Genomic DNA, 13264 nt, shown 5'->3' with positions numbered 1-13264 from the left:
GGCGGCAGGTCGGGGTGCGTCGTGCTCACGGTCTCAGCACCGTAGCCGACGCCGGGGGGGAGGGTTCGGCGCGGCGCGGCGCCCGGCCGCGGGTGCCGACCACGGCGGCGAGCACGGCCACGAGGAGCAACCCCGCGAACATGCCCGCGAAGAGGTCGTCCTGGCCGCCGTCGCCGGTGTGCAGGGCCGCGAAGACGGCGCCCACGACGGCGATGCCGAGCACGCCGCCGAGGTTGTCCGACAGCTGCAGGGCGCTCGAGGCGAGCCCGCGCTCGTCGGGCGGGGCCATCCGCAGCGTCAGCACGCTCGTGGTGGCCATCCCGATGCCCATGCCGCAGCCCGCGACCAGCCACACCAGGAGCACGAACCACCCGCTCACCCCCGAGAGGACGACACCGACGAGGACGCCGATGCCCAGCGCGATCACGGCGCCGCCCGCGACCAGCAGCAGGTGGCGCGGCATCCGCGTGAGGTTCCGCGTCTGGATCGAGGTGCCCGCGAACCAGCCGAGGGCGCCCCCGGTGAGGGCCAGGCCCGCCTGGTCGGGGCGCAACCCGCGCTCGGTGACGAGGAAGAGCGGGATGAACGACTCCGTGCCGAAGAAGGCCGCCGTGTAGAGCCCCCGGACCCCGACCACGCTGGGGAGCCCGCGCGCGGCGCGCAGCGTGCCCCGCGGCAGCAGCCCCGGCAGCGCGCCGACGACGAGCGCGGCCCCGGCGACCGTGAGCACCACGGGCCAGGCGCCCCCCTCGGTCAGGCTCTCGGCCCCCACCTGCAGGGCGCCCGCACCGACCGCCAGCACGGCGCCGCGCAGCACGCGGCGGCGCGCGGTGGCCTCCAGCGAGCCGGTCCCGGTCGCGGGCACGCGGGGCAGGATGACCAGCGCCACGACGACGGCCAGCGGGACCACGACGCCGAACACCGAGCGCCAGCCGAGGTGGACGGCCATCCAGCCGGCGACGGCGGGCCCCACGACGGCGGGCAGCACCCAGGCCGCCGACATGTACCCGAACACCTTCGGGCGCAGCGCGTCCGAGAAGGCCGCCCCGACCACGACGTAGAGCGCGACGACCACCAGACCGCCGCCGGCACCCGCGAGCAGGCGCCCGAGCAGGAGGACGGAGAAGGTCGGCGCGAGGGCGCACGTCAGCTGCCCGGCCGTGAAGAGGGCCGCGCCGGCCGCGAGCGGCGCGCGCGGGCCGCGGGCGTCACCCCACGGGCCCGCCAGGACGGTGCCGAGCAGGCTCGCGGTGAGGAAGGAGGAGAAGGCCAGGCCGTAGGAGCGGACGCTGCCCAGCGCCGTGGCCGCGACGGGCATGGCCGTCGCGACGGCCATGCTCTCGAAGGCGACGAGGGTGATGAAGGCGACGACGGACAGCGTGGTCCGCCGGTGCGCCGCCGACAGCGGCCCCGGGGTGGCGGACGGCGGGCCGGGCTCCCCCGCGGGTGCGGGGACGGGCATCAGGAGCCGGAGCCCCCACCCTGGCCGCCGTCCTTGCCGCCGTCGCGCTGCAGGCCCTGGTAGATCTCCTTGCACGTCGGGCAGACGGGGAAGCGCTTGGGGTCGCGGCCAGGGACCCAGACCTTGCCGCACAGGGCGATCACCGGGGTGCCGGTCACGGCCGACTCGGTGATCTTGTTCTTCTGCACGTAGTGCGCGAAGCGCTCGTGGTCGCCCGGCTCGACGCGCTCCTCGGTCGCCTCCTCGCGGTCGAGGACCGCGGTGCGCGACGGGGTCGTCGACGGCGACTCCTGCGGCAGCGGCTGCGGGACGGAGGGGTCGTCGGTCGGCGTGCTCATGACGGCGATCCTACGGTCAGTTCATCGAGACGTCGGCGGGGAAGCTCGCCACCAGGGCGAGGTCACCGCCCTGGCGGCGCAGGACGTCCGACCACAGCGCCGCGGGGCTGTCGGAGAACGCGTCGCGCGCCTCGGCCGGCAGCACGAACCACGCCCCCTCCGCGATCTCGGCCTCCAGCTGGGCGGCGCCCCACCCCGCGTACCCCGCGAAGATCCGCAGCCCCGACAGCTCCGCGACGACGGCCTCGGGCGGGGTGTCGAGGTCGACCAGGCCGACCGAACCGAGACCGACCGAGCCGAACACGCGGCGCACGCCCAGCGGGTCGGGCCGGTCCCCGGGCACCGCGACGAGGCCGAGCGCGGAGTCCAGCGCCACGGGACCGCCCTGGAAGAGCTTGCCCGGCGCCGTCGCGAAGGGCTGCCAGCCGGGCAGCACCACGTCGACGTCGACGTCGAGCGGGCGGTTGACGACGACGCCCAGGGCGCCGTCGTCGTCGTGGTTGAGCACCAGCACCACGGCGCGGTGGAAGTTCGGGTCGCTCAGCGAGGGGGTCGCGAGGAGCAGGCGGCCCGTGAGCGCGGCCGGGGGCAGCGGGGTCACCGCCTCCTCCCCCGGGCGGCCACTCCTGCGGCGTGCACCATGGCCCCATCATGGCCCACGCCGCGGGGCGCGCCGCGGCGCACCACGCGCCGCGGACGCTCAGCCGCGCGCCCGCACACCCCTCAGCCGCGCGGCCGCACCACCTTCAGCCGCGCGGCCGCACGAGGGGTACCTGCTGGCGGGTCGCGCGCACGTACTGCGGCGGCCAGGCCAGCGTGCCGTGCTCGTGCAGGGCCACGGCGGCGCGCTGCACCCAGCGCGGGTCGGCGAGCAGCGCCCGCGCGAGGAAGACGGCGTCGGCGTCGCCCGAGACGAGCACCTGCTCGGCCTGCGCGGGTTCCAGCAGCATGCCCACGGCGCCGACGAGGATCCCGGTCTCGCGCTTGATGCGGCCCGCGGGCGGCACCTGGTACCCCGGCCCCACCGGGATCGGGGCGTCGGGGACGTTGCCGCCGCTCGAGGCGTCGACGAGGTCGACGCCGTGGGCGGCGAGCTCGCGCGAGAGGGCCACGGAGTCGTCGACGTCCCACCCGCCCTCGACCCAGTCGGTCGTCGACAGGCGCACGAACAGCGGCTTGTCCTGCGGCCACACGGCGCGGACCGCGTCGACCACCTCGAGCAGCAGCCGGCTGCGGCCCGCGAGGTCCCCGCCGTAGCGGTCGGTGCGCCGGTTGGACAGCGGCGAGAGGAACTGGTGGAGCAGGTAGCCGTGCGCGGCGTGCACCTCGACGACGTCGAACCCGGCCTCGTCGGCGCGGCGGGCGGCGTCGGCGAACGCGCGCACGACGCCCGCGGTGCCGGCCTCGTCGAGGGCCGCGGGCTCGGCGTAGGAGCCGAAGGCGACGGCGCTCGGGCCCACGGTCGGCCAGCCGCCCTCGGCCACCGGCACGCTGCCGCTGCGCTCGTCCCACGGCCGGTGGGTCGAGGCCTTGCGGCCCGCGTGCGCGAGCTGGACGCCGGCCGCGGCGCCCTGGCCGTGCAGGAAGTCCACGATCCGGCGCCAGGCGCCGGCCTGCTCGTCGTTCCACAGGCCCGCGTCCTGCGGGGAGATGCGCCCCTCGGGCACCACGGCCGCGGCCTCGGTCAGGACGAGCGCGGCCCCGCCGGTGGCGAAGGAGCCCAGGTGCACGAGGTGCCAGTCGTTCGGCACGCCGGGGGCCTCGACGGGGTCGCACGAGTACTGGCACATCGGCGAGACCCACGTGCGGTGCGCGAACGTCGTGCCGCGGATGGTCAGGGGCTGGAACAGTCGGCTCACGGGCCCGACCGTACGTCGGCCCGCCGGCCGCGGCGCAGGCGGGCGGAGCCGTTGCCCCGCACCGGCGTCAGGACCGGCTGCGGCGCTTCTGCTCGTACATCCGCGCGTCCGCGACGGCGAGGACCTCGGCGGTGCTGCGGGTGAGGTCGTCGACGACGTGGCCCACGCTGGAGCGCACCACGAGCGCCTCGCGGCCGTCCCCCAGCGGGACCTCGACGCCCGCGAGCGTCGCCCGCAGCCGGTCGGCGAGGAGGTCCGCCTCGACGTCGGCGGGGCTCTCCACGAGCAGGACGAACTCGTCACCGCCGAAGCGCGCGACCGTGTCCTCCCCGCGGGAGGCGTGGCGCAGGCGCGCCGCCACCTCGACCAGCGCCGCGTCCCCCACGACGTGGCCGTACCGGTCGTTGACCTGCTTGAGGTCGTCGACGTCGCAGAACAGCACGAGCGGGGCGAGGCCCGTCCGGCGGGCGCGCGAGCGGGCCTGGTGCCAGCGGTCCTCGAGCAGGGAGCGGTTCGGCAGCCCGGTCAGGCGGTCGTGCGTCGCACGGTGCGCGAGGTCGCGCTGACGGGCGACGTGCAGGGAGACGTCCCAGCAGACGACGTGCATCCCGCGCTCCCCCTCGTGCTGGACGGGGGCGAGGAGCACCTCCACGGTCACGTCCTCGTCGCGGCCGGTGACCAGCCGCCACTCGTGCGGGACGCGCTCGAGCGAGGGGTCGGCCACGGCCTCGGACGACAGCACGCCGAGCACGTCGGCGCGGTCCTCCGGGTGCACGAAGCGGAACAGCTCGGCGCCGTCCAGGGCCTGCTCCACGCGCAGCAGGCGGTGGGCGGCCGAGTTGGCCCACACCACGCGGGCGTCCTTCACCACGAGCGTGGCGAGCGGGGAGTCCTCGACGAGGCGCCGGTAGTCGGCGTCCTGCACGGTGTCCCCTTCCGTCGGAGACCGACCGGTCGGTCGATCTCCGATCGACGCTACGTCGGCGCAGGCGGGGGCAAGCAGCCACGCCGGGGAAGGCACCGGTATGGCGGAACGGTTGTGGCGCAGCGCAACTCCGGTGTCGCTGTGCGTCCGAGGAGCGTGGGCTCCGCGCGTCCTGGACGACCCCCGGACGCACGTCGAGGCGGTGCCCCTCGCGGGGCACCGCCTCGAGCGGTGTGGAGATGGCGGGAATCGAACCCGCGTCCGCCAGCGCTTGACCAGGGCTTCTCCGGGTGCAGTCTGCTGCTGGTCTGCTCGGCCCCGACGGTCACGCAGACATGCCGTCGCCGGGCCCAGCCGCGTTGGTTGTCCCTCTCACCTACGCGACCTCGGTGAGAGGTGAGCCTCCTAGCTGACGCCAGGACCCGGGGCGGAGGCGCACCCGGGCTGACGGACTCGCACTCGCTCAGGCGGCGAGGGCGAAGTCGGTGCGCTTGGAATCGGCACCTATTGGTTTGCACGGAGCGTTATCGAGATAACCGTGCATCCTCGACCCGCTTCCCCTGGCTCGACGACCGACGTCGAAACCTGTCATCCCCGTTTTCAGTTGTCACCGGCCCCGTCGTGGCGACCGGGTGCCAGCGTACAGCCCAACGGCGGGGGTGGCCCCCGTGTTCCCGGGTCCCTCCCCCGGCGCCGGCCGCACGGACCCGCTCACCACGAGCCCCCGCCGCCACCGCCCGCTCCGCCACCGACGTAGCTGCTCCCGGAGGTGGTCGTGCTCGGCGGCGGCGGCGTCGAGAGCGCCTGCCCGGCGTCGGAGGAGAAGCCGCCCACGGCGGCGCCGAACAGGCCCGCGTTGAACGCCCCGCCCCCGGACGTCGCGTACCAGTCCGGCGCGGGCACGGGCGTCGCCGAGGAGGCCAGCGCGGCGGCGATCCCGGACCAGGCGCCCGTGAGGCCGAGCGCCACCGCGTGCGGGAGGTGGCGGGCCACGTCCTCGCCGTGCACGTCCACGCCGGGCCCGCCCACTGCGGGCCCGCCCGGCCGCTGCCCGTCGTCGGTCCAGCGGCGCAGCGTGGCCGCGAAGGCCTCGGTCTCGTCCCGCACGCGGCGCCCAGCCGGGGTGAGCGGCGACCGGCCGCGACCGGCGACCGCGGCCGCGACGCCCACGACGACGACCGCCACCCCCACGAGCGCGATCGTGGTCCAGGCCGCCAGGGCCGCGGTGAGGACCAGCCCGGCGAGGACGACGACGACGCACCCGCCCAGCCAGCCGGCGCGCGCGGTCGCGGGGCGCGTGCGGAACCAGCCGCGCCGGACCGCGTCGTCGTCCAGCGCCTGCCGGGTCAGCCGCATCCCCTCGTGCGACGTCGTGCGCAGGGCGGACACCGTGGTGGCGGGGCCGTCGCCGAACACCGTGCGCAGCAGTTGCTGCTCGGCCGGCGACGCCGCGTCGCGGCCCGTCGCGGCCTCGAGCGCCCAGTCCGGGGCGTCGTCGGAGCCCGGTCGCTCGGCCAGGCGCAGGTGCCCGCGGCGCGCGAGGTCGAGGAGCGTCGCGACGACGTCGTCGGGGGTCGCGCCGCCGTGCACGAGCGCCCCCAGGACGCCCGGCGGCCCGTCGGGCGGCGACGGCTGCCAGGGCGCCGTGGTGCCCGCACCGCCCGGCAGGCGCTCCTCGCCCCCCGCGCCGCGCCGTCGCGCGAGCGCCGTCGCGACCCCGCCGAGGACGAGGACGCCGCCCGCGAGCGGCAGCGTCGTCGCGTCGGCCGTGAAGGCCCGCGCCGGGCTGTAGGTGTCCACGACGAGCGGCGGCTGCGCGCGCACGGTGCCCGCGGGCATCGACGCGGTGACGGTCACGCCCTGCTCCGGCTCCAGGTCCCGGCCGCGGAAGGTCGCGGTGCCCGCCCCGGCCTGGACCTCGCACGCGTCGCGGCTGCCCCGCTCCCCCTGGAAGCAGCGCGGGTCCGTCAGCGCGCCGGGGGCCGTGAGGGTCACGGTCACGCTGTCCATCGGCACGGACCAGCCGGTGCCCGTGGCGTTCCACGCCACCTGCTGGCGCGCGCCGAGGTCGTCGACGACCGCGGGGACCCGGTAGGTGAGCACGTACGTCTGCACGCCCGTGACGTCCTCGGAGTCGGGGTCGCCGATGCGGATGTCGAGGTCGCGGCCGTCCCGATCCTGCTCGAGGAGGGTCGGCGCCCCCGTGGGGCTCGAGACCTGCAGGTCCTGCACGGGGTAGCTGCGCTCGTGGGAGCGGTCCAGCAGACCCCGCACGGGGACGGTGCGCTCGAGGCCGTGCCGCTCCTCGTCGCCGAAGTCGTAGGTGATCTGCTCCCGCACGGCCAGGGGCCCGTCCTCGCCCACCCGCAGGTCCACGACCATGCTCCGCACGGCCTCGTCGTCGGCGGCCGCGGCCGGGGCCGCGGCGACGAGCCCCGCCAGCGCGGCGAGCCCGGCGGCCGCACCGACCCGGCGCAGCCCCCGGCGGATCCGGCCGCCCACGTCCGCTCAGCGCTCCTGGCGCTTGACCGCCGACATGACGCGGTCGGCCTCGCGCTTGTCCTGCCGCTCGCGCAGCGCCTGCCGCTTGTCGTAGTTCTTCTTGCCCTTGGCCAGCGCGATCTCGACCTTCACGCGCCCGTTGTCGAAGTACAGCGACAGTGGCACGATCGTGTGACCGGACTCGCGGATCTTGCCGGCCCACTTGTCGATCTCGGCCCGGTGCAGCAGCAGCTTGCGGCGCCGGCGCGGCGCGTGGTTGGTCCACGTGCCCTGGACGTACTCGGGGATGTGGACGTGCTCGAGGTACATCTCGCCGCGGTCGATCTGCGCGAAGCCGTCCACGAGCGAGGCGCGGCCCATGCGCAGGGCCTTCACCTCGGTGCCCGTCAGGGAGATGCCCGCCTCGACGGTCTCCTCGATCAGGTAGTCGTGGCGCGCCTTGCGGTTGCTGGCGATCACCTTGCGACCGGTCTCGCGCGGCACGTCGATCACTCCTCGGGGGGCTGGCTGACCCACCACTGTAGGAGCCGCCGGGCCGCCCGCGCACCACGGTTCTCCCACGGCGGACGCACGAGGCGGGCTCCGCGGCGGCGTCCGGGTCGCCTCAGATGCGCAGCCAGCGCCGCAGGCTGATGAGCGAGGCGACCACGGCGAGCAGGAAGCCGACCGCGAACATCAGGGGCATCGCCTGCGTGAGGACCTCCTGCGTCCCGACCAGCCGCGTCGTGAAGTCCGGGCGGTCGCCCACGCGGCCCAGGCCGTACTCGACCAGCGCCCAGAGCGCGCCGGAGGCCAGAGCCGCGCCCAGCAGGGTCGCCACCACCCCCTCCAGGACGAAGGGCAGCTGGATGAGCAGCCGCGACGCCCCGACGAGCCGCATGATGCTGGTCTCGCGGCGCCGGCTGAAGGCCGTCAGGCGGATCGTGGTGGAGACGAGCAGGACGGTGCAGACCAGCATGAGGGCGGCCAGCCCCAGCGCGACCAGCGTCGCGGCGTCCAGCGCCGAGAACAGCGGCCCGAGGACCTTGCGGTCGTCCGGCACGTCCTCGACGCCGGGGACGCCGAGCATCTGGGCGCGGATCTCCTCGTAGCGCTCGGGGTCGGTCAGCCGGACGCGGAAGGACTCGGGCAGCTGGTCGGCCGTGATGTTGGCGACGAGCGACTCGTCGGCGGTCTCCCGGAAGTTCTCGTACGCGTCGGCCTGCGACTCGTAGAACACCTGGGCGACCAGCGGCGACGTCGTCAGCTGGGTCCGGATCGCGTCGCGCTGCGCCGCGGTGACCGCCCCCTCGGGGCAGTTCTGCGCGAGGCTCTCCTCACCGCACAGGAACACCGAGACCTGCACGCGGTCGTACCAGTCGCCCTTGAGGATCGACACCTGCTGCTGCACGAGCAGCCCGGCGCCGAAGAAGAACAGCGACACCATCGTCACGAGGACGACGGACACGGTCATGGACAGGTTGCGGCGCAACCCGATGAACATCTCGCTCACGACGAAGCCGAGGCGCACGAGCTCTCTCCCCCTTCCTCCGCTGCCTCAGCGGTTCGAACCGTAGACGCCGCGGTCCTCGTCGCGGACGACGCGGCCGTCGCGCAGCTCCACGACGCGCTTGCGCATCTGGTCGACCATGTCGTCGTCGTGGGTGGCCATGACGATGGTCGTGCCGGTGCGGTTGATGCGGTCCAGCAGCTTCATGATGCCGACGCTCGTGGTGGGGTCGAGGTTGCCCGTCGGCTCGTCCGCCAGCAGCAGGGCGGGGCGGTTGACGAAGGCGCGGGCGATGGCCACGCGCTGCTGCTCCCCGCCCGACAGCTCGTGCGGACGGCGCTTCTCCTTGCCCTCGAGCCCCACGAGCGCGAGCACCTCGGGGACTGTCTGGGCCACGACGTGGCGCGGCTTGCCGAGGACCTGCAGCGCGAAGGCGACGTTCTCGAACACGGTCTTGTCGTGCAGCAGCCGGAAGTCCTGGAAGACCACGCCGATCTGCCGGCGCAGCGCCGGGACCTTCCAGCTGCGCAGCCGGCCGACGTCGCGTCCGGCGACCTCGACGGTGCCCCCCGTCGACTTCTCCTCCTTCAGCACGAGCCGGAGGAAGGTGGACTTCCCCGACCCCGACGGACCGACGAGGAAGACGAACTCCCCCTTGTCGATCTGGAGGGTCACCTCGGCGAGCGCGGGACGGTGCCCCTCGCCGTAGGCCTTGCTGACGTGCTCGAAGGTGATCACTCGTGGGGGCGGTCAGTCTCGGGGACGGGACGGGCGGACGTGCGCGGGGTGCTGCCTGACCGGCGACCACTGTACGGGCCACGACCGAGGGTCAGCGCCGAGGCACGGCGCGTGCACGCACGAGGCGCAGGTCACGCCTCGGCGCGCTCGCCCTGCTTGCGCCAGCGGATGCCCGACTCCAGGAAGGCGTCGATCTCGCCGTCGAACACGGACGTGGTGTTGCCGACCTCGTGGTTCGTCCGCAGGTCCTTGACCATCTGGTAGGGGTGCAGGACGTAGGAGCGCATCTGGTTGCCCCACGAGCCGGAGTCGTCGCCCTTGAGCGCGTCCAGCTCGGCCTGGCGGTCCTTGCGCGCCTTCTCCAGGAGCTTCGCCTGCAGGACCCGCATGGCCGCGGCCTTGTTCTGCAGCTGCGACTTCTCGTTCTGGCAGGTCACGACGATGCCCGTGGGCAGGTGGGTCAGGCGCACGGCCGAGTCGGTCGTGTTGACGGACTGCCCCCCGGGGCCCGACGAGCGGTACACGTCGACCCGGACGTCGTTCTCGGGCACGTCGACGTGGTCGGTCTCGGCCACGACCGGCAGCACCTCGACGCCCGCGAAGGACGTCTGCCGGCGGCCCTGGTTGTCGAAGGGCGAGATCCGCACGAGCCGGTGGGTGCCCTGCTCGACCGAGAGGGTGCCGTAGGCGTAGGGCGCGGCGACCTTGAAGGTCGCCGACTTGATGCCCGCCTCCTCGGCGTAGGAGGTGTCGTACACCTCGCTCTTGTAGCCGCGGCGCTCGGCCCAGCGCAGGTACATCCGCATGAGCATCTCGGCGAAGTCGGCGGCGTCCACGCCCCCGGCCTCGGAGCGGATGGTGACGATCGCCTCGCGCTGGTCGTACTCCCCCGACAGCAGCGTGCGGACCTCGAGCTCCTCGAGCTGCTTGCGCACGGCGAGCAGCTCGCGCTCCGTCTCCTGCCGCGTGTCCTCGTCGTCCTCGGACTCGGCGAGCTCGACGAGCACCTCGAGGTCGTCGATGCGGTGCCCCATCTTCTCGATGCGGTCGAGCTCGGCCTGCACCGTCGACAGCCGGCTCGTGACCGTCTGCGCGTGCTCGGGGTCGTCCCACAGGTCCGGCGAGGCGGCCTGCGCGTTCAGCTCGCCGAGCTCCGACCGCAGCGTGTCGAGGTCGGACACCTCACGGATCGAGGCGTACGTCGTTCGCAGGGCGGAGATCTCGGCGGGGAAGTCGGTGGCCACGACGGTCGAGCTTACGCCGCCCCGGGTGGCGCCGGTCCGCGCTCGCCCGCCCCGCGGTCCCGCTCAGGCGAAGGCGGACGCCGGGAGGTCGCGCTCGTCCTCGACGATCGCCCGCACGATGCGCTCGGCGACGGCCTGCGGCGCGAGACCCTCGGCCAGCTTGGGCGCACTGCCCGCGACGGGCCGCGTCGCGAGGCCCGTCTCGGTGTGCGGCGGGCGGACGTCGAGGATGCGCACGCCGTCGCGGCGCAGCTCCTTGGCCAGCGCCGCGTCGAAGGCCGTCAGGGCCGCCTTGGAAGCGGAGTAGGCGGCCATGCCCGCGGTCGGCTTCTCCGCGACGACCGCGGAGAGCAGGGCCGCGAAGGCGCCGGGACGTTCGCTCGCGGCCGAGCGCAGGTGCGGGACGGCCGCGCGCAGCAGCCGCAGCGGGCCGAGCGCGTTGGCGAGGAACAGCTCGTCGAGCAGGTCGTCGTCGGCGTCGGTGGCCGGGCCGAAGGCGACCACGCCCGCGGCGTGCACCACGCCGTCCAGGCGTCCCAGGTGCTCGACGGCGGCCGCGACCAGCGAGGCCGGCCCCTCGGGCAGCCGCAGGTCGGCCGCGACCACGTGGGCGCCTGCCGGCGCCGAGGCGCGCAGCCGGTCGGCGTCGCGCGCCGAGACCACCAGCCGCGCCCCCGCGGCCGCGAGCCGCTCGGCCAGCGGGGCCCCGAGGCCGCCGCTCGCACCGGTCACCAGCAGGGCCGCACCGTCGAGGTTCGTCACGTCCCGACGCTGACACGGGCGTGATCGCGGCGCACGCGGACGCGGCGAGGCGTGCGTCACTCCCACCGCCGCGCCCCCACCGCCGCTCGGCTCAGCGGAAGCGGCGGCCCTCGTCCCGGCGCTGCGCGAGCACGGCGAGCGCCGCGAGCACGAGGGTCCAGCCGACGAGGACGGGCAGCGCCGTGGCCGGCACGGGCGTGCCCGTCGCGGCGCCGACGACGAGGTCGCGGCCCGCGCGCGTCGGCGTGAGCGTGGAGACGGCCCGCAGCCACCCGGGCATGACCTCGGGCGGCAGGAACAGCCCGCCCGCGAACGCGAGCGGCAGCAGCAGCACCTGCGCGACGGCGAGCGCGGCCTTGCTGGGCAGCGAGTAGCCGACGGCCAGACCCAGCGCGAGCAGCGGCACGCCCGCCACGACGAGGGCCGCGAGGCCGGCCAGGAAGCGCGCCTGGGTCGTCGTCGCCTCGGTCAGGAGGGCCGCGAGCAGGAGCAGCGGGACGACCCCGAGGACGCAGAAGAACGCACCCGTCAGGACGCGCGCGAAGAACCGCGGACCGGACGGCACGGGGAGGGTGCGCAGGTGGGTGTCCCACGGCAGCGCGCGCTCCTCGGCGATCCCCGCGCCGTGGGTGAACAGCGCCACGCTCATCGCCGAGAACACGCACAGCTGCGCGACCGCGCTCGTCGCGGCCGCCGGGTCGTCCGCCACCGCGGCCTGCGGGACGATGAACACGAGCATCGTGAGCGCGGGGAACGCGGCCGAGCCCACGATCGCCACGGGCACGCGGAGGTTCTCCAGGACCTGGAAGCGCGTGTGCAGCAGCGTCATCCGCAGGCCCGACACCAGCGCGGGCGCTCCCCGGGTGGTCGCGGGGGCGCTCACGCCGTCCTCCCCGCGGCCGGGGCCGCGTCCGTGAGCGCGACGAACGCCTCCTCGAGGGTCGCGCCCGCGACCTCGAGCTCGCTGAACCCGACGCCGCGCTGCACGAGCTCGCGGACGAACGCGTCGGCGTCGGCGGCGAGGACCTCCCAGCGGCCCTCGTCGCCCGCCGCGAGGACCTCCGAGACGCCGGGCGCGGAGGCGAGCCCGGGCACCGGTCCCGCGGCGAAGCGGACGCGGCGCAGGCTGGTGCGACCGCGGATCTCCGGCACGGTGCCCTCGGCGATCACCCGCCCGTGGTCGACGACCACGACGCGCTGCGCGAGGGCCTCGACCTCCTCCAGGTAGTGGCTGGTCAGCAGGAGGGTGCCGCCCCCGTCGACGAACTCCCGAACCGCCGCCCACAGCGCGAGGCGGGCGGTGACGTCCAGGCCCGTCGTCGGCTCGTCGAGCAGCACCAGCTCGGGGCGCCCGACGAAGGCCAGGGCGACGCACACGCGGCGCTGCTGACCGCCGGACAGCCCACCGCACTGCTTGCCCGCGAGGTCGCCGAGGTCGAAGCGCTCCAGCAGCTCGCGGCGCGGGACGGGGTCGCGGTGGTGACCGCCGACGAAGTCGACGACCTCGGAGACCCGCAGCGTCCCCGGCAGGCCCGTCGACTGCGGGGTGCAGCCCAGCCGGGCGCGAACCGCGGGCGAGCGGGGGTTCCCGCCGGCGACGCGCACGCTGCCGCTGCTGGGCGTGCGCAACCCGGCCAGCAGGCTCAGCAGCGTCGACTTGCCCGCGCCGTTGGGGCCCAGCACGCCCACGGACTCCCCCGCCCCGACCGACAGGCTGACGCGGTCGAGGGCGGTCACGGGCCCGAACGTCCGGGACGCCTCGCGCACCTCGACGACCTCGCGCACCCCGGCGACGGGGGTCGGGTGGGGGCCCACGGGTCCTCCTGGCGCACGGGCGGCGGGCTCCCCGGGGACCCGGGACCCGTCGCGAACCTAACCCGGCCCCGGCGGGCGCAACAGGGCGGCTCGACGGCGGGGAGGCTCGACGGCGGGGCCGGGTTAGGTT

Annotated in this window: 13 protein-coding genes and 1 other RNA gene; all 14 read right to left on the bottom strand. The window is 75.4% G+C overall.

The genetic code is table 11. The features are described from left to right. Positions 1-25: 25 nt before the first annotated feature. Positions 26-1462, bottom strand: coding sequence for an MFS transporter (locus GTR02_RS13820; RefSeq protein WP_166608075.1), 1437 nt, complete (start codon positions 1460-1462; stop codon positions 26-28). Next, positions 1462-1800 (bottom strand): DUF3039 domain-containing protein, encoded by a 339-nt coding sequence (locus tag GTR02_RS13815; protein WP_166608074.1) that lies wholly within the window; start codon positions 1798-1800, stop codon positions 1462-1464. Before GTR02_RS13815 ends, GTR02_RS13820 begins: the two co-directional genes overlap by 1 nt. A 16-nt stretch (positions 1801-1816) precedes the next feature. Then, positions 1817-2401 carry a YqgE/AlgH family protein gene (locus tag GTR02_RS13810; RefSeq protein WP_166608073.1) on the bottom strand — a complete coding sequence of 195 codons (585 nt, stop codon included), beginning with the start codon at positions 2399-2401 and terminating at the stop codon, positions 1817-1819. 145 nt (positions 2402-2546) lie between these two features. Beyond that, positions 2547-3659 (bottom strand): oxidoreductase, encoded by a 1113-nt coding sequence (locus tag GTR02_RS13805; protein ID WP_166608072.1) that lies wholly within the window; start codon positions 3657-3659, stop codon positions 2547-2549. Positions 3660-3726: 67 nt separating this feature from the next. Next, the gene (locus tag GTR02_RS13800) at positions 3727-4584 is read right to left on the bottom strand and encodes a diguanylate cyclase domain-containing protein (RefSeq protein ID WP_166608071.1); all 858 of its coding nucleotides are present in this window, start codon (positions 4582-4584) and stop codon (positions 3727-3729) included. 231 nt (positions 4585-4815) lie between these two features. Further along, positions 4816-5180, bottom strand: a transfer-messenger RNA (tmRNA) gene (gene ssrA, locus GTR02_RS13795). Between the two features lie 115 nt (positions 5181-5295). Beyond that, entirely contained in the window at positions 5296-7086 is a 1791-nt protein-coding gene (locus GTR02_RS13790) for a DUF2207 domain-containing protein (RefSeq protein ID WP_166608070.1), read from the bottom strand. A gap of 6 nt (positions 7087-7092) precedes the next feature. Then, positions 7093-7569, bottom strand: a complete 477-nt coding sequence (smpB, locus tag GTR02_RS13785; RefSeq protein WP_166608069.1) for an SsrA-binding protein SmpB — start codon at positions 7567-7569, stop codon at positions 7093-7095. A gap of 121 nt (positions 7570-7690) precedes the next feature. Then, positions 7691-8596, bottom strand: coding sequence for a permease-like cell division protein FtsX (gene ftsX, locus GTR02_RS13780; RefSeq protein ID WP_166608068.1), 906 nt, complete (start codon positions 8594-8596; stop codon positions 7691-7693). 27 nt (positions 8597-8623) lie between these two features. After that, positions 8624-9313 carry a cell division ATP-binding protein FtsE gene (ftsE, locus tag GTR02_RS13775; RefSeq protein ID WP_166608067.1) on the bottom strand — a complete coding sequence of 230 codons (690 nt, stop codon included), beginning with the start codon at positions 9311-9313 and terminating at the stop codon, positions 8624-8626. A 131-nt stretch (positions 9314-9444) separates the two neighbouring features. Then, positions 9445-10557 carry a peptide chain release factor 2 gene (gene prfB, locus GTR02_RS13770; protein ID WP_166608066.1) on the bottom strand — a complete coding sequence of 371 codons (1113 nt, stop codon included), beginning with the start codon at positions 10555-10557 and terminating at the stop codon, positions 9445-9447. Positions 10558-10620: 63 nt separating this feature from the next. After that, on the bottom strand, positions 10621-11319 hold the full coding sequence (locus tag GTR02_RS13765) for an SDR family NAD(P)-dependent oxidoreductase (RefSeq protein ID WP_338073804.1): 699 nt from the start codon (positions 11317-11319) through the stop codon (positions 10621-10623). A gap of 91 nt (positions 11320-11410) precedes the next feature. Continuing rightward, the gene (locus GTR02_RS13760) at positions 11411-12202 is read right to left on the bottom strand and encodes an ABC transporter permease (RefSeq protein ID WP_205709243.1); all 792 of its coding nucleotides are present in this window, start codon (positions 12200-12202) and stop codon (positions 11411-11413) included. Next, positions 12199-13134, bottom strand: coding sequence for an ATP-binding cassette domain-containing protein (locus tag GTR02_RS13755; RefSeq protein WP_205709242.1), 936 nt, complete (start codon positions 13132-13134; stop codon positions 12199-12201). The genes GTR02_RS13760 and GTR02_RS13755 overlap by 4 nt, the downstream gene beginning before the upstream one ends. Between the last annotated feature and the right edge of the window lie 130 nt (positions 13135-13264).

Origin of the sequence: Kineococcus siccus (assembly GCF_009906795.1) — a bacterium.
Classification (GTDB): domain Bacteria; phylum Actinomycetota; class Actinomycetes; order Actinomycetales; family Kineococcaceae; genus Kineococcus; species Kineococcus siccus.
Note: the sequence above shows the minus strand (reverse complement) of the source record. Positions and strands in the feature narration are given on the sequence as shown.

Coding starts and splice junctions, on each gene's coding strand:
- GTR02_RS13820 (WP_166608075.1), bottom strand. CDS start 1,462: ATGCCCGTCCCCGCACCCGCGGGGGAGCCCGGCCCGCCGTCCGCCACC.
- GTR02_RS13815 (WP_166608074.1), bottom strand. CDS start 1,800: ATGAGCACGCCGACCGACGACCCCTCCGTCCCGCAGCCGCTGCCGCAG.